Genomic DNA, 14,461 nt, shown 5'->3' with positions numbered 1-14,461 from the left:
GCAAGCGACGTCCGCGGCATCCGCGAGATGCTGGACCCCTGGGTGCAGCGACGAATCCTGCTCGGCAAAGACCTCGTGGTGCTCTACGAGTCGGTGCAGGAGTTCGTCGTCGCCGAGGCCGACGGGCAGCTGATCGGATGCGGCGCCCTTCACGTCATGTGGGAGGACCTCGGCGAGGTGCGCACCCTCATCGTCGTGGACGAGTGGCTGCACCGTGGGGTGGGCGGCGCCATCGTCGACCGGCTCGAGCAGGGCGCTCGCGAGCTCGGTCTCTCGCGCCTGTTCTGCCTCACCTTCGAGGTCGACTTCTTCGCGCGGCGCGGGTTCGAGGCGATCGGCGAGCAGATCGTCGACGCCGATGTGTACTCGCAGCTGCTGCGAAGCCCCGATGAGGGCATCGCCGAGTTCCTCGACCTCGCGCACGTCAAGCCGAACACCCTGGGCAACACCCGGATGCTCAAGCACCTGTAGGCGTGCCGCCCGGGCGGCATCCGACCTGCGGCCTACCCTGGCTTCATGACCGACACGCCGCCCCGACGCCGTCATTCGCCCGCGGTCTACCGCCGGCGACGTCTCGTGCTGCTGCTCGTCGTGCTGGTGCTCATCGCCGCTGTCGTGCTCGCGTTCTGGCGACCGTGGGAGGGATCGGCAGCGGACAGCACTCCCGCTCCGGCTGGGTCGTCGGATGCCGGTGAGGCACCGGCGTCACCGCCCGCGGATCAGCCCACGCCCGCGGCATCCCCCAGTGCGCCGCAGCCGTCGTCGGACGCGACGCCGGCCGAGGTCGAGGCGTGCTCCGCTCGTTCGGTCCAGGTCTCGGCGGTCACCGACAAGGAGTCCTACGGAGCCGGCGAACTGCCGCAGCTGTCCATCTCGCTCACGAACTCCGGCTCGGCTCCCTGCCTGCTCAATGTGGGCACGGCGACGCAGAAGCTCACGGTCGCGAGCGGACCCGACGTATGGTGGCGTTCGACGGACTGCCAGAGCGAGTCGAGCGATCAGGTCGTGCAGATCGACCCCGGCCAGACGGTGTCGAGCGTGACTCCGATCACCTGGGACCGCACCCGCTCGTCGGTCGACACGTGCGACGCGGAGCGTCCGGCAGCGCCCGCGGGCTACTTCAACCTGGCAGTTGAGATCGGCGGGCTGGCTGCGCAACAGGAACGTCAGTTCGTGCTGCGCTGACGCGTTCACCGACGTGAGACTTTTCTCACCGGAGAGAGGGCGACAGGCGGCGAGCCCGGCCGTAACCTGGATGCAGTTCCCCGAGGACCCCCGCTGTCCCCAGCAGCGAGTAGTCGCGAAACCCCCCAGAATCGCGACGACGGATCCCCACCTCGGGTGAGCGATGGGCCCTCTCGATTTCCTCAGTCCCCAATGAAGAGTTCGAGAGGGCCCCTTCTCTCTCTAGGCTGAGGTGATGGCTGGAAAGAAGCGCGGCGCGAAGAAGCCGCTGCCCGAGTTCCGCAACCCGCAGCTCGCAGACGCCCTGCAGACGCAAGACATGGCTGCCCTCGCATTCGCGTTGCGGCACGGTCCGACGGTGGTGCCGCTCATGCGACCCGGGAACCGTGACGATCCGCGCGACGTCGGTGAGATCTGGACGTATCGCGATCCGAACACCGGCGATGTCGCGCTGCTGCTGTTCAGCGATGCGGCGCACAAGCCGGCGGCGCTTCCCGCCCACGTGGCGTTGCAGTCGCCCGGGGGCCTGCGCGCCTTCCTCGGCGTGCACGAGGCCGAGATCAGCACCGTGTTCTTCGACATCGCCGGCCCGCACCCGATGCAGGCTGCCCTCCAGGACGTGATCGCCGCCCTCGACGCCTAACCTCGGGCTCGTGGTTTGGGCTGGGGCTGGGGCTGGGGCTGGGGCTCCGAGTTTGGGTTGGCAGTTGGTGCCCCCTCGGCGCGTGGGTGGGGGCGTGAGCTGCCAGGTGAGTCGGGGTGGGTTGGGGCTCCGAGTTTGGGTTGGCAGTTGGTGCCCCCTCGATGCGTGGGTGGGGGCGTGAGCTGCCAGGTGAGTCGGGGGGCCGGTCAGAAGCCGGCGTCGGCGGCGGATGCTACGGGCTGGCGCACCTGCAGGTCGCGCATCGCACCGCCGATCGTGCGGGATGAGGCATCCACCACGGCGGTGTAGCCCATGCGCTTCGCTTCGGACTGTCGCTGGCTCGACTGCGTGACCGGCCGGATCTCCCCGGCGAGGCTGAGCTCGCCGAAGGCCGCCACCTGTCGCGACACGGCCCTGCCGCCGACGGCGCCCGCGATGGCGATGGCGATGGCGAGGTCTGCGGCAGGCTCGACGAGGCGTACACCTCCCACGGTGGAGACGTAGACGTCCTGGTCGCTCGTGACGGCGACGCCGCGCTTCTCGAGCACGGCGAGGATCATCGCGACGCGGGCGCTGTCGACACCGCTGACGACACGGCGGGGGTTGGGTGCCCCGGTCTTGAGCGTCAGCGCCTGAACTTCTACCGGCAGGGCGCGACGCCCCTCGAGCGCGATCGTGACGCACGTGCCCGGCACGGGGTCGCCGTGCCCGAGGAACAGGGCACTCGGATCGGGCACCTCCGCGATGCCGTCGCCCGTCATGTCGAAGCATCCGACCTCATCCGTCGGCCCGAAGCGGTTCTTCAGCGCTCGGACGAACCGGAGCGAGGTCTGGCGGTCGCCTTCGAACTGGCAGACGACGTCGACGAGGTGCTCGAGCACCCGGGGGCCGGCGATCGACCCGTCCTTCGTGACGTGTCCGACGATGAGGACGGGGAGGTCACGCTCCTTCGCGACGCGGATGAGCGTCGACGCGACCTCTCGCACCTGGCTCGGCTGGCCCGCGACCCCGTCGGACAGCGACGACGACACCGTCTGCACCGAGTCGACGATGAGGAGGTCGGGGCGCACCTCGTCGACGTGACCCAGCACCGTGGCGAGGTCGGTCTCGCTCGCGAGGTAGAGGGCGTCGTGCAGCGCGCCGGTGCGCTCGGCCCGCAGGCGGACCTGGCCGAGCGATTCCTCCGCGCTGACGTACAGCACTCGCCGACCCGAGCGGGCGGACTGTGCGGCGACCTCGAGGAGCAGGGTCGACTTGCCGACGCCGGGCTCGCCCGACAGCAGGATCGCCGCGCCGGGGACGACGCCACCGCCGAGCACGCGGTCGAACTCGCCGACGCCGCTCGAACGTCGAGGCGCCTCGGTCGTGTCGATCTCGGTGATCGGACGAGCAGCGCGGGCAGCGCCGGGGCTCACCGCCGTCACGGTCGACGTGATGCCGGTCTGCGTCGCCGCCTCGACGACCGTGCCCCATTGCTGGCATTCACCGCAGCGGCCGACCCATTTGGCCGTCGTCCACCCGCATTCTGTGCACTTGAAGGCCGAGGTGGCGGCGGGACGTCGAGAGGCCATGCGTCCAGGGTAGGCGCGACCTCCGACATCCCTCGGTCACCGGCCCCTCGCGAGCCTCGCCCCGATACAACTGTCGGACCGGCGGTGCGGATGTCGTCTTCCCGGGGCTCCGGGACGACACCAGCACCGCCGGTCCGACGGATGTATCGGCGTACCGACTGATCAGCCGCGCAGGGAGGTCGCGACCTCGCTGAGCGCCGCTGCCGAGTGCTGGAACAGCTCGAGCTCGCGCTCGGAGAACTCGATCTCCCGCACGGGGAACGCGCCCCGGCGGTTGACGACCGACGGCACGGACAGCGCCATGCCGTCGACTCCGTGGAAGTCGCGCAGCACTGTGGAGACGGGCAGCACGGCATCCTCGTCACGCAGGATCGCCTCGACGATGCGCGCGCTCGAGAGGCCGATGGCGTAGTTCGTCGCGCCCTTGCCCTGGATCACCTTGTAAGCGGCGTCGCGGACGTCGATGGCGATCTGGTCGAGCTCCTCCTTCGTGAACTTGGGCTGACCGTCGAGCGGCACCCAGTCGAGGATCGGCACCGTGCCGATGGTGGCGTGCGACCACAGCGGGAACTCGGTGTCGCCGTGCTCGCCGACGATGTACGCGTGCACGCTCGAGATCGAGACGCCGGCGCGACGCGCGATCTTCCAGCGCAGGCGCGAGGTGTCGAGCACGGTGCCCGAGGCGAAGATGCGCTCGGGCGGCAGGTCGGTGGCCTCGTGCGCCAGGACGGTGAGCACGTCGCAGGGGTTGGTCACGATGACGAAGGTCGCGTTGGGGGCGACGTCGAGCAGCTGCGGCATCATCGAGGCGATGATGCCCGCGTTCACGCCCGCCAGCTCGGTGCGCGTCTGCCCGGGCTTCTGCTTCGCGCCCGCGGTGATGACGACGACGTGCGAGCCCTCGGCGACCGAGATGTCGGACCCGCCGATGATGTCGCTCGAACCCGTGAACTGTGCCCCGTGCGCGAGGTCGAGCACCTCTGCCTCGGTCTTCTCGGTCGCGATGTCGTAGAGGGCCACGTGACGGGCCGATCCCCGGATGAGGGCCGCGTAGGCCACGCTGGATCCGACGGCGCCCGCGCCGACGACGGTGAGTTTGGAGTTCTCGATCGCGCTCATGATCTCAGTCTGGCAGGGGCGAATGAGAGTCGCTACCGGCCCCCTCGCTGCCCCGCGTGCGGGTCGCTCGCGTTGAGTGCGCGCACGACGTCGGCGTAGTCGCCGCGTGCTTCGCCGTGGCGCAGGAACTCGACGCGCTCGACGAGCACCTCGCGCACGTCGGCATCCCGCTCGAGGATCGACATCACCTCGTCGACGAACTCGTCGAGCGGCTGCGCCTGCGGGTTCTCGGCGTGACCGGGCATGAGGTCGGTCTGCACGGCCGGCGGCACGAGCTCCACGATCGACACCGGCGATCCTGCGTACTGCAGGCGCAGTGATTCGCTCAGCATGTGGATCCCGGCCTTCGTCGCGTTGTAGCTGGGGGTGGCGGCGAGCGGAGCGAAGGCCAGGCCCGACGAGACGGTCATGATCGTGGCGGCGGGGCGTGTCAGCAGGTGCTCGATGAACGCGCCGATGAGCCGGATCGGTCCCAGCAGGTTCGTGGTGACGGTGCGTTCGGCGCTGTCGACGAAGCCCGCGGGAGAGGTCCAGTCCTCGGCGTTCATGATGCCCGCCATCGTGACGAGCACGTCGAGATCGGGATGCCGTTCCAGAACCTCGGCGGCGGCGCGTTCGATGGATGCGGCATCCGATGTGTCGATCTCGAGGCCGTCGATGCCCGGGTGCGACGAGCGTAGGTCGTTGATGAGCTCGCGACGGCGCCCGCCGACGATGACCGTGTTGCCGCGCTCGGCGAGGGCGATGGCGAGCGCCCGGCCGATGCCGCTCGTCGCGCCGGGGATGAAGATGGTGCGTCCGGTGATGTCCATGCCCCGACTCTCGTCGCGGCATCCTGATGCATCCAGGCACGCCCGAACGGGGGAGCGGCGGTCCCTGGCTCGGGCGGGTCGCCGCGTTCACAATGGATGCGTGGACCGTGCCGCTCTCGCCCGATTCCTCCGCGCGCGCCGCGAGCGACTGCGTCCGGAGGATGTCGGGCTGCCGTCCGGAGAGCGCCGCCGTGTGGCGGGGCTCCGACGCGAGGAGGTGGCGCAGCTCGCCCTGATGAGCGCCGACTACTACACGCGCCTCGAGCAGGAGCGCGGGCCGCAGCCGAGCCTGCAGATGCTCGCCTCGCTCACGCGGGCGCTGCGGCTTTCGCGTTCCGAGCGCGACCACCTGCACCGCCTCGCTGGGCACACGCCGCCCGAGCGTTCCGGAGCCGCCGATCACGTCGCGCCGGCGCTGCAGCGGGTGCTCGATCGGCTCGACGACATCCCGGCGCTCGTGATCACCGAGCTCGACGAGACTCTCGCGCAGAACGATCTCGCGCGGGCTCTGTTCGGCGCGCGTGAACGGCGCATCGGACCCGAACGCAGCGGTGCCTGGTGCTGGTTCGTGCATCCCATCAGCGAGCGGGCGGTGTACCCGGCATCCGATCACGACCGGCAGAGCCGGGCCATCGTGGCGAACCTGCGCGCCGTCGCGGGCCGGGGTGGCGCAGGGTCGCGGGCCGCGCGTCTGGTCGATGACCTGCGCGAGCGGAGCGCCGAGTTCGCGCGGCTCTGGGACCTCGAGGAGGTCGCCGAGCGCTTCGCCGATCACAAGGTCGTCGTGCATCCGGCCGTCGGCGAGATCGAGGTCGACTGCCAGGTGCTGTTCACGGAGGACCGCTCACAAGCCCTCCTCACCCTCACCCCGGAGCCCGGGTCGGAAGCGGCGGAGAAGCTGCGGATGCTGTCGGTGCTCGGGCCGCTCGCGGCGGAGCGCTCGCCGGCCTGAGCGTCAGTCAGCCGCGGACGGGGTTGCTGCAGCTGAGGGTGCGCTGTTCCGGATGCCGGTGAAGGCGATGAGTCCGCCCGCGGCCATGAGCGCGGCGGTGACGATCGCTGCTCGGTGGAATCCGTCGAGGTCGAGCGCGCCGCCCACGATGGGTGCGAGGAAGGCGATGACCACGAGGCCCGCGACCCGCGCGACGGCGTTGTTGACCGCCGAGGCGATGCCCGAGCGCTCGGAGTCGATCGCGCCGAGGATCGTCGAGGTCAGCGGCGAGACGGTCACGCCGAGCCCGAGCCCGAACACGACGAGGCCGGGCAGCACCTGCCACCAGTAGTCGAAGCGCTCGCCGACGAGCAGCAGCATCAGTGCGCCGCCGGCCATGACGAGCGGGCCGACGGTCATGAACAGGCGTCCGCCGAGGCGTTCCGCGAGCGAGCCGGCCCACGGGCTCAGAACGATGAGCAGCACCGTCGTCGGCAGGCTCGCGAGGCCGGCCAGCGTCGCGCTGAGGCCGGCGCCCTCTTGCAGGTAAACGCCGACGACGAAGCCGTTGAGCGAAAGGGCGGCGTAGACGAACAGCGTCGCGAGGTTGCCGGTCCAGTAGTTGCGCGCCCGGAAGAGCCCGAGGGGCAGGATCGGATGCCGCGACGTGCGCTGCCGCAGCAGGAAGGCCGCGAACATCACGGCGCCGCCGGCCAGCGGCATCCAGATCGCGGGGGAGGCCCAGCCGAGGTTCGGCTGCTCGATCAGTGCGAAGACCATGCCGCCCAAGCCCGCCGTGCACAGGACCGCGCCGAACCAGTCGATGCCCGCATCGGCTCGGCGTTCGTCGTGCACGGGGAGTCGTGCGACGAGCCACAGCGTGACGGCCACCGGCAGGACGTTGATGAGGAACGCGTAGCGCCAGGACAGCAGGTCGACGAAGAGACCGCCGAGCAGCGGCCCGACGAGCGAGGCACCGGTCGTGAAGGCCGTCCACAGGCCGATGGCGCGAGAGCGCTCGTGGCCCTGGAGGAGCGATGTGATGAGGGCGAGCGAGCTCGGCACGAGGAAGGCGCCCGCCGCGCCCTGGACGGCGCGCGCGGCGATCAGGAAGACCGGATCCTGCGCGAGTCCCACCGCGACCGAGGCGACACCGAAGCCGACCAGCCCGATGCGCAGCACGAGGAGGCGCCCGTAGGCGTCGCTCACGGAGCCCGCGAGCAGGATCAGCGACGACAGCGTCAGCAGGTACGCGTCGACCGCCCACTGCTGCGTCGCGAGACCGCCGCCGAGCTCGCGTTCGATCGCGGGGAGCGCGACGTTCACGATCGTGCTGTCGAGGAACGCGACGGATGACGCGAGCGACGCGATCGCGACGATGAGAGCTGTCTGCGGGGCCGATGATCGCGTCACAGACACACGCTACGCCCGGCCGGGGACGCCGTGGTTCGCAGCATCGCCTCGGATGTCGTAAGCTGGTCGGCGGTGACGTGTCCGAGCGGCCGAAGGTGCAACTCTCGAAAAGTTGTGTAGGGTAACCCCCTACCGTGGGTTCAAATCCCACCGTCACCGCCATGAAAACCCCCGGTTACCCGGGGGTTTTCTGCATGTGTGGGGCGTGTGTGGTGCGGTCTTGGTGCGGATCTGGGTCGTGCTGTCAGCCGCGGTTCTGCGGCGAGCCCGGCCATGGCTGCGGCGGGTATCGCTTGTAGTAACGCTTCCAGGCGAACACGTTCGCAGCACCTGCGAGAGCTACCCACAGCCCCAGGAGTACCCAGGGCAACGGGGCGCCGGGCTCGCCGAGCGCATGTAGCAGCAACAGTCCCGCCACGGGGTAGCAGAGAACGCCCGCGATCATGAGCTGGTGGTTTCGCCGACGAGCTGCAGGATCCGTCGGTGGCTGAGGTGTTTCCATAGTTCGATGCGCCTCCGAACCCATCATCGGGGTAGGGCCGCGACCGTGCATAGGCTCGGCGGCCAGCGCGGCACTGACTGTCGGAATGCTCGTCTCGTGGGCGTTCGCTGCCTTCGGGTCGCTGACGAGATCGACGACGAGCTCCGGCAGCGCGCTCGAGAGGGCCTGCTGTTGCAGCATCCCACTGTGGAGGCGCTCAACACGCTGGGAACCCTGGAGCTAGAGGATGAGGCGCGACGACTGCGACGCCTGAACTCGTCTGGCGGAGTCGATCCGTGCGGGCACGCGCGTCGAAACTGGGCAGGCGATTCCAACTCCTGATTGCGGCATTCCTGCTGGTCGTGGTCCTCGGACTTGTTCGTATGATCTGGGCGATTGCTCTGGGGCAGGAGTTCTGGTCAGGGCTGATCGGCGGCGTCGGTGGAGGGGCGGTTCTCTTCGTCATCCTTTCCTCCCTGCACCGACGCCAAACTCGCGACGAGCCGCCTGCGGGAGGCTGAACCGATCCGGCTAGGGTCAGGTACACCCGCAGCACCAGCTGCGACCGGGGCTTCTGCGTTCGCGCTGGCGAGCCTTGGCCGAGGAATTCTCATCCGTTTGGGCGATTCGCTTCTTCGACTGCGCTCATAGGCTGGCCATGCCTTGAGGAGGGTGGCATGACCGACGTTTCCGTGCATTTCGACACGCTTCGCTCGTCGGCAACCACGATCGGTGCGGCGGGCCGCGCTGTGAGGAACTCCGGCGAGCTCGGATACGTCAGCGAGAGCGTGATCGGGTCGAACGAGGTCGCGTCTGTTCTGCAGGATGTCGCTACCGAGCACAGCATTCGCGCGGCGGTCGCGAGCGAGACGTTGGTGACCGTTGGTCGGCGCCCGGAGGCATCGGCGAACGAGTTCACTCAGCTCGACGGAGTCATGGCGTACTGATGGTCGACCGGAATGACCCTGGCGCCGGCGACCCTTCCGCGATGGCTGCCATGGCCGACGACTGGGGAGAGCGGGCAGAGAGCATCCGTTCGTCGCAGACGAGCGTTCGTTCCGCAGCGGAGGCGGCATCCGGTTCGTGGTCGGGCGAAGCTCACGATGCTTTCCAGCGCCAGGTGGCGGCGGTGGAGCCCGATCTGCTGGTGCTGGCGACGGGCATGAGCGCCGCGGCCGGTGCGCTGAGGGGATATGCGGAGGTGGTTCGCGCGATCAAGGACGAGCAGGACTCGCTCGCCGGGCGCCGCGCTGTTGTCGCGGATGAGCGCGAGGAGCTCCGTGGCCAGCTGCGGGTTGCGCGGGCGGAGTCGTCGAACAATTACGTCTCGTTTCCCGAGCCTGTTGCTCGCGCTCGTGCGTTGGAGATCGAGCTCGGCGACGCCCGGGATGCTCTCGACGCCGTGGAGGCGGAATGGGATGCGCTGTGCGAGAGGCGTGCCGCGGCCGACGACGCGCTGATGTCCGCGCTGTCATCCCGAGACGTTCGAGGCGCGCTGGGAGTGTTCGCTCGCGGGGGTGCTGCGGCTATCCCACGCGGCGGGCTGCTGACGCTGGTCGCGTCGCTGTCGGAGGCGGACCTTCGGGCGCTCGTCGCCGTGCACCCGGAAGTCCTCGACCTGATCCGCAGTGTCCCTCCGGCGGAGGTCGCGACCTGGTGGGGCGCGCTCGTCGACGGAACCCGGACCCTGCTGGTGAACGGTATCCCCGAGTTGATCGGAACCCTCGGTGGCATCCCGGCTGTCGTTCGCGAAGCGGCGAATCGTCTCGTGGCCGCGGCGAATCTGGAGGGCCTCCTGCGGGAGCGAACCCTGCTCACCGGTGAGGGGCCGCCGATCCTTAGCCCTCTCTCCAGGCTGGCCGACCCGTGGTTGTTGAGGCAGATCATCCACCAGTTCAACGAGCAGCAGTACGTTGATCGCCTTGCCGCTCTTGACTCCGAGATCGCCTACCTCGAGCGCGTGGTGGCAGGAGACGTGTCGCTCTACCACTACGACCGGGACCGGCAGCAGATCATCGAGATGTTCGGTGACGTCGGGAAAGCGGATGTCATCATGAGTTTCATGCCCGGGACCAACACGACGATGGAGAGCTTCTACTCCTCCACTGGTGAGGAAGGGATCACCGCGCTCACCGAGCTGGTTGTTGACGAGGGGCCCATCGGGGTTGATGTCGCCGGATTCGTTCTGAAGCAGGGATTCTTCCCCCACCTCGCGCCCGAGACAATTGTCACGCAGGGACCACAGGTGAACTTCTGGGCGCTTCCTCTCGGCAGTCGGTACGCAGCTTTCGAGAACGAGCTCGACGTCGTCGTGGGCGACACGCCGTTGATGTCGCTAGAGCACTCCTTCGGGACCGCCATCGGCGGTGCGGCGGAATCTGCGGGCGCCGATTTTCAGGCACGCGTGCTGCTAGGTGGGATCGGGATGCTGGAGGGTTGGGAAGCCCGCGACGGCACTGAGTACTACGCCATTCAAGGCCCCCATGACGTCAACCGTTATCTCGACGGCGTGCAAGTCGGCCCGCTGGGGTATGCCATCGCCCCATCGCATGAGAATGGCATCACTGAGCTCGATTCCGGGATAACCGCGGGGGATCCCATCGAACAACATAACTGGCTATTGTCAACAGACGCGCAGCTCAATCCGCGCACGCGCCGTGAGGTCAACCGAATCTTGTACGAGCTAACACGATGAGCCGCCGTCGGGCCGTCGGAGTTGCCCTCGGGATCCTGACAGCGCTGCTCATAACGGGCTGTACATCAGGAGAGCAGATGACACTCGACGAGGCACGCGCAATGACCGAGACGGTGATGCAAACGATCGCTGATGAAGTTCCAGGCGGCACTATCGAGGATTTCTCCGCAGAATCGCCCTACCTGGCCTGCGGAGAAGGCGCATACATCTACAGCGCCCGGTGGGGGGTGACGCCAGACCGGCCCTTCGATGGTGCGGATTTCGTTCGCGACCTCCCCGACCGTCTGGGCGAAGATTTCGTCGTCGACGAGAAGGTCGTCGACATTTCGTTCCCGGCGGTCGCTCTGAACCATGCGAGCGGGATCATCCTGGATGTCATCGTCGCCGGCGTCGATGGGGCCGAGGTCGTTGACGTCTACGCGATCGCTCCATGTGCAAGAGGTGAGCTGCCGGGGTGAACCGCGGGCTTCCCGGTCCTCGCGGAAGCGGCGGGGCGTTGAGAGGGCTCAAGAATGTCGCGGCCACGGCGATCCTCATTTTGGCTGCAACGACGATGACGGGGTGCGTGATGGCAAGTGGGCCGACGATCGATGAGGTGCGTGCTGATACGGACGCGATGATGCAGCGCGTCGCGGATGAGGTTCCCGGCGGGGTTCCGGAGGTTCGGCCGTCCGACTCGCCCTATTGGAAGTGCGCCGAGAGCTCTTTCTACTACTCAACGCGCTGGACAGTTGCCCCCGAAGAAGGGTTCAACGGTCCGGCCTTTATCGAAGCGCTCCCGGCTCGTCTGGGCGACGGGTTCCGCAAGTTCGAGACGGTCGAGGTATCGGTGCCCGCCATCGCATTGAAGCACTCCAGCGGTATGCTCCTCGACGTCCAAGTGATCGATCTGGATGGCCGCACGGTCGTCTCCCTGCTGGGCGTCTCTGCGTGTGGTGAAGGGAAACCGCCGGCGGAGTAGCCGAAACCGCCTGTCGCGGCGGTTGTCCAGGTGGGACGCAATGCCTCGCATGGCTCCGACCGACAGATGACCCAGTGGGTATTGACCGGCATAACGATGGGGGGTGTGAGGGGATGCCGCCGATGAGCCTTCGCGCGACCTCACCTAGACGCGTCTTCTCGGCCATTGTTGTTCTGGTGCTGGCCGCTATGACGATGGTGGGGTGCGCGATGGCGGATCAACTGACGCTCGAGCAGGCGAAGGCTGAAACCGAGGTTGTCATGCAGCAGATCGCGGACGAGGTCCCGGGCGGCGTTGTGGAGGTCGCCACCCCTGACCCGACCCACCTCGCATGCGGCGACGAGACGTACTACGCCACTCTTCGTTGGGGCGTGACGCCGGGGCCTGAGTTTGACGGGGAGGCGTTTGTCGATGCCCTCCCCGGTCGCGTCGGCAAAGACTTCGTGGTCGCTGAGACCGTGGACATCACATCACCTGCTGTCGCTCTCGATCACGCCAGCGGCGCCCTGCTCGACGTGAAAGTTCTCGAGGTCGACGGAGGCATTGTCGTCGATCTGCTCGGTCTGACTCCCTGTGGGGTGGGGGAGCCTCCGGCGAGATGATCTCGACCTTTGCGACACGACCGGGCGGCGCAGACGCCGCTTCCGCGATGCCTCACTGGAGGCGGGCGAGAGGCGTCGCGCTTTCGGCACTCCTCACGTTGGCGGCGACGACGATGGCGGGGTGTGCGATGGCAGGACGACCGACGCTCGAGCGGGCGAAGGCTAAGACTCAGGCCGTGTTGCAGCAGATTGCGGACGAGGTTCCCGATGGTGTTGTCGAGGTTCGTACCCCTGATTCGGCTTACCTGGCCTGCGACGGTGGCGGGTATTACTCGATCAACCATTGGGTTGTCACGCCAGGGCCCGAGTTCGACGGTGAAGCGTTCGTCGACGCGTTGCCCGCGCGATTGGGTGATGGCTTCGTTGTTGCCGAGGTGGTGGACATCAAGTCCCCGGCCGTGGCCCTCAACCACGTCAGCGGCGCGGTCCTCGACGTCGTGGTTCTCGAGTCGGACGGCGGTGTTGTTGTCGACCTTCTTGGACTCACGCCATGCGGCGATGGCGAGCCGCCGACCGAATGAGCAGCGAATCGATGAGGCGGTCCCGTGCAGTGTCGGTCACTGCAGTTCTGACGCTGGCGGGCATGACGATGGTGGGGTGCGCGATGGCAGGAAGACCGACGCTCGAACAGGCGCGAGCGGATACTGAGGCAGCGATGCAACGAATCGCGGACGAGATCCCCGGAGGTGTCGTCGAGGTGCGAACTCCCGACTCGGCTTACCTGGCTTGCGATGGCGGCGGGTATTACTCCATCAACCGTTGGGCGGTCACTCCACAGCCTGGTTTCGACGGCGAAGCATTCGTTGATGCGCTGCCCGGCCGCCTTGGCTCTGATTTCGTGGTCGCCGAGACGGTGGACATCAGGTCCCCAGCCGTGGCCTTTGATCACGCCAGCGGGGCTGTCCTCGACGTCAAGGTACTGGGAGTTGAAGGAGACATTGTCGTGGATCTTCTCGGTCTCGCGCCATGCGGTGATGGCGATCCTGAGGGAGTGTGATGGGGTGTCACCTGCGAACGGATTTTCTTATGACAGCCACGCGCACCTCGTCGGCCGCCCTCATCGGCGCGCTGGCAGCCGTGGCCCTGTCGGGGTGTGCAGTGGCGGAGCGACCGACGCTCGAAGACGTGCGGGCTGAGACCGAGGCTGTCATGCAGCAGATCGCGGACGAGGTTCCGGGTGGGGTTGTGGAGGTCGCCACCCCTGACCCGTCTTACGTTGCGTGCGGCGACGACACGTACTGGGCCACTCTTCATTGGGGGGTCACGCCGGGCCCCGGGTTTGACGGGGAGGCGTTCGTGGAGGCTCTTCTTAGTCGCTTAGGCGAGGACTTCGTGGTCGCTGAGACGGTGGACATCACGTCGCCCGCCGTCGCTCTGGATCACGTCAGCGGTGCCCTGCTCGACGTGATAGTTCTCGACGTCGATGGAGGCCTCGTTGTCGACCTGCTCGGTCTGACTCCCTGCGGGGTAGGACAGCCTCCGGCGAGATGATCCCCACCCTGGAAAGACCACCGTACGGCGCAAACGCCGCTTCCGAGATGCCGCCCTCGAGGCGCGCGAAAGGCGTCGCGCTTTCAGCGATACTCGCGTTGGCAGCGACGACGATCACTGGTTGTGTCATGACAGGTCGGCCGACGATCGATGAGGTGCGTGCTGATACGGACGCGATGATGCAGCGCGTCGCGGATGAGGTTCCCGGCGGGGTCCCGGAGGTCCTGCCGTCCAACTCGCCCTACCTGGAGTGCGCCGAAAACTCCTTCTACTACTCGACGCGCTGGACCGTTGCCCCCGAAGCGGGGTTCAACGGATCGGCCTTCATCGAAGCGCTCCCGGATCGTCTGGGTGACGGGTTCCGCGAGTTCGAGACGGTCGAGGTATCGGTGCCTGCCATCGCATTGAAGCACTCCAGCGGCATGATCCTCGATGTCCAGGTGATCGATCTGGACGGCCGCACGGTCGTCTCCCTGCTGGGCGTCTCTGCGTGCGGTGAAGGGGAACCGCCGGCGGAGTAGCCGAGACCGCCCGTCGCCCATGGCCACCCCGCGCCC

At 67.8% G+C, this 14,461-nt stretch carries 18 protein-coding genes and 1 tRNA gene; 14 read left to right on the top strand and 5 right to left on the bottom strand.

Annotated elements, in window-relative coordinates; all coding sequences use genetic code 11:
* The first annotated feature begins 27 nt into the window (after nt 1-27).
* The 3 genes from P6897_RS14845 to P6897_RS14835 all read left to right on the top strand — a co-directional run bounded on the left by P6897_RS14845 (nt 28) and on the right by P6897_RS14835 (nt 1,828).
* Nucleotides 28-471 (top strand): amino-acid N-acetyltransferase, encoded by a 444-nt coding sequence (locus P6897_RS14845; RefSeq protein ID WP_282502604.1) that lies wholly within the window; start codon nt 28-30, stop codon nt 469-471.
* Between the two features lie 45 nt (nt 472-516).
* Nucleotides 517-1,185 carry a hypothetical protein gene (locus tag P6897_RS14840; protein WP_282501638.1) on the top strand — a complete coding sequence of 223 codons (669 nt, stop codon included), beginning with the start codon at nt 517-519 and terminating at the stop codon, nt 1,183-1,185.
* 235 nt (nt 1,186-1,420) lie between these two features.
* Nucleotides 1,421-1,828, top strand: a complete 408-nt coding sequence (locus P6897_RS14835) for a dehydrogenase (RefSeq protein ID WP_282501637.1) — start codon at nt 1,421-1,423, stop codon at nt 1,826-1,828.
* Between the two features lie 206 nt (nt 1,829-2,034).
* Here the strand turns inward: P6897_RS14835 and radA are convergent, their stop codons facing one another.
* From radA to P6897_RS14820, 3 genes are all read right to left on the bottom strand, one after another.
* Nucleotides 2,035-3,399, bottom strand: a complete 1,365-nt coding sequence (gene radA / locus P6897_RS14830) for a DNA repair protein RadA (RefSeq protein WP_282501636.1) — start codon at nt 3,397-3,399, stop codon at nt 2,035-2,037.
* A 162-nt stretch (nt 3,400-3,561) separates the two neighbouring features.
* Nucleotides 3,562-4,518 carry an L-lactate dehydrogenase gene (locus P6897_RS14825; RefSeq protein WP_114588768.1) on the bottom strand — a complete coding sequence of 319 codons (957 nt, stop codon included), beginning with the start codon at nt 4,516-4,518 and terminating at the stop codon, nt 3,562-3,564.
* 32 nt (nt 4,519-4,550) lie between these two features.
* A complete protein-coding gene (locus P6897_RS14820; RefSeq protein WP_282501635.1) occupies nt 4,551-5,330 on the bottom strand; it encodes an SDR family NAD(P)-dependent oxidoreductase in 780 nt (259 codons plus the stop codon).
* A gap of 100 nt (nt 5,331-5,430) precedes the next feature.
* On the opposite strand from P6897_RS14820, the gene P6897_RS14815 reads away from it, so the two are divergent.
* A complete protein-coding gene (locus P6897_RS14815) occupies nt 5,431-6,282 on the top strand; it encodes a helix-turn-helix transcriptional regulator (protein ID WP_282501633.1) in 852 nt (283 codons plus the stop codon).
* Between the two features lie 3 nt (nt 6,283-6,285).
* Here P6897_RS14815 and P6897_RS14810 read toward each other — a convergent pair whose 3' ends face one another.
* On the bottom strand, nt 6,286-7,674 hold the full coding sequence (locus tag P6897_RS14810) for an MFS transporter (protein WP_282501631.1): 1,389 nt from the start codon (nt 7,672-7,674) through the stop codon (nt 6,286-6,288).
* Between the two features lie 71 nt (nt 7,675-7,745).
* Here P6897_RS14810 and P6897_RS14805 point away from each other — a divergent pair.
* Nucleotides 7,746-7,836: transfer RNA gene (locus P6897_RS14805), tRNA-Ser, on the top strand.
* Nucleotides 7,837-7,918: 82 nt separating this feature from the next.
* On the opposite strand, the gene P6897_RS14800 is transcribed toward P6897_RS14805, so the two are convergent.
* Nucleotides 7,919-8,119 carry a hypothetical protein gene (locus tag P6897_RS14800; RefSeq protein ID WP_282501630.1) on the bottom strand — a complete coding sequence of 67 codons (201 nt, stop codon included), beginning with the start codon at nt 8,117-8,119 and terminating at the stop codon, nt 7,919-7,921.
* A 713-nt stretch (nt 8,120-8,832) separates the two neighbouring features.
* On the opposite strand from P6897_RS14800, the gene P6897_RS14795 reads away from it, so the two are divergent.
* From P6897_RS14795 to P6897_RS14755, 9 genes are all read left to right on the top strand, one after another.
* Nucleotides 8,833-9,102: a hypothetical protein gene (locus P6897_RS14795; RefSeq protein WP_282501629.1), complete on the top strand. Its 270-nt coding sequence runs from the start codon at nt 8,833-8,835 to the stop codon at nt 9,100-9,102.
* A 41-nt stretch (nt 9,103-9,143) separates the two neighbouring features.
* Nucleotides 9,144-10,850 carry a hypothetical protein gene (locus tag P6897_RS14790; RefSeq protein ID WP_282501628.1) on the top strand — a complete coding sequence of 569 codons (1,707 nt, stop codon included), beginning with the start codon at nt 9,144-9,146 and terminating at the stop codon, nt 10,848-10,850.
* A 77-nt stretch (nt 10,851-10,927) separates the two neighbouring features.
* A complete protein-coding gene (locus P6897_RS14785; RefSeq protein ID WP_274179305.1) occupies nt 10,928-11,308 on the top strand; it encodes a hypothetical protein in 381 nt (126 codons plus the stop codon).
* Between the two features lie 38 nt (nt 11,309-11,346).
* On the top strand, nt 11,347-11,811 hold the full coding sequence (locus P6897_RS14780) for a hypothetical protein (protein ID WP_282501627.1): 465 nt from the start codon (nt 11,347-11,349) through the stop codon (nt 11,809-11,811).
* Nucleotides 11,812-11,933: 122 nt separating this feature from the next.
* Nucleotides 11,934-12,413: a hypothetical protein gene (locus P6897_RS14775; RefSeq protein WP_274179303.1), complete on the top strand. Its 480-nt coding sequence runs from the start codon at nt 11,934-11,936 to the stop codon at nt 12,411-12,413.
* Nucleotides 12,414-12,589: 176 nt separating this feature from the next.
* Nucleotides 12,590-12,934 (top strand): hypothetical protein, encoded by a 345-nt coding sequence (locus P6897_RS14770; RefSeq protein WP_282501625.1) that lies wholly within the window; start codon nt 12,590-12,592, stop codon nt 12,932-12,934.
* Between the two features lie 62 nt (nt 12,935-12,996).
* Nucleotides 12,997-13,410 carry a hypothetical protein gene (locus P6897_RS14765; protein ID WP_282501624.1) on the top strand — a complete coding sequence of 138 codons (414 nt, stop codon included), beginning with the start codon at nt 12,997-12,999 and terminating at the stop codon, nt 13,408-13,410.
* Between the two features lie 29 nt (nt 13,411-13,439).
* Nucleotides 13,440-13,904 (top strand): hypothetical protein, encoded by a 465-nt coding sequence (locus tag P6897_RS14760; protein WP_282501622.1) that lies wholly within the window; start codon nt 13,440-13,442, stop codon nt 13,902-13,904.
* The gene (locus P6897_RS14755) at nt 13,901-14,425 is read left to right on the top strand and encodes a hypothetical protein (RefSeq protein ID WP_274179299.1); all 525 of its coding nucleotides are present in this window, start codon (nt 13,901-13,903) and stop codon (nt 14,423-14,425) included. The genes P6897_RS14760 and P6897_RS14755 overlap by 4 nt, the downstream gene beginning before the upstream one ends.
* Nucleotides 14,426-14,461 lie beyond the last annotated feature (36 nt).

The sequence above is a fragment of the Microbacterium sp. BDGP8 genome (assembly GCF_029991045.1).
Taxonomy (GTDB): domain Bacteria; phylum Actinomycetota; class Actinomycetes; order Actinomycetales; family Microbacteriaceae; genus Microbacterium; species Microbacterium plantarum.
Note: the sequence above shows the minus strand (reverse complement) of the source record. Positions and strands in the feature narration are given on the sequence as shown.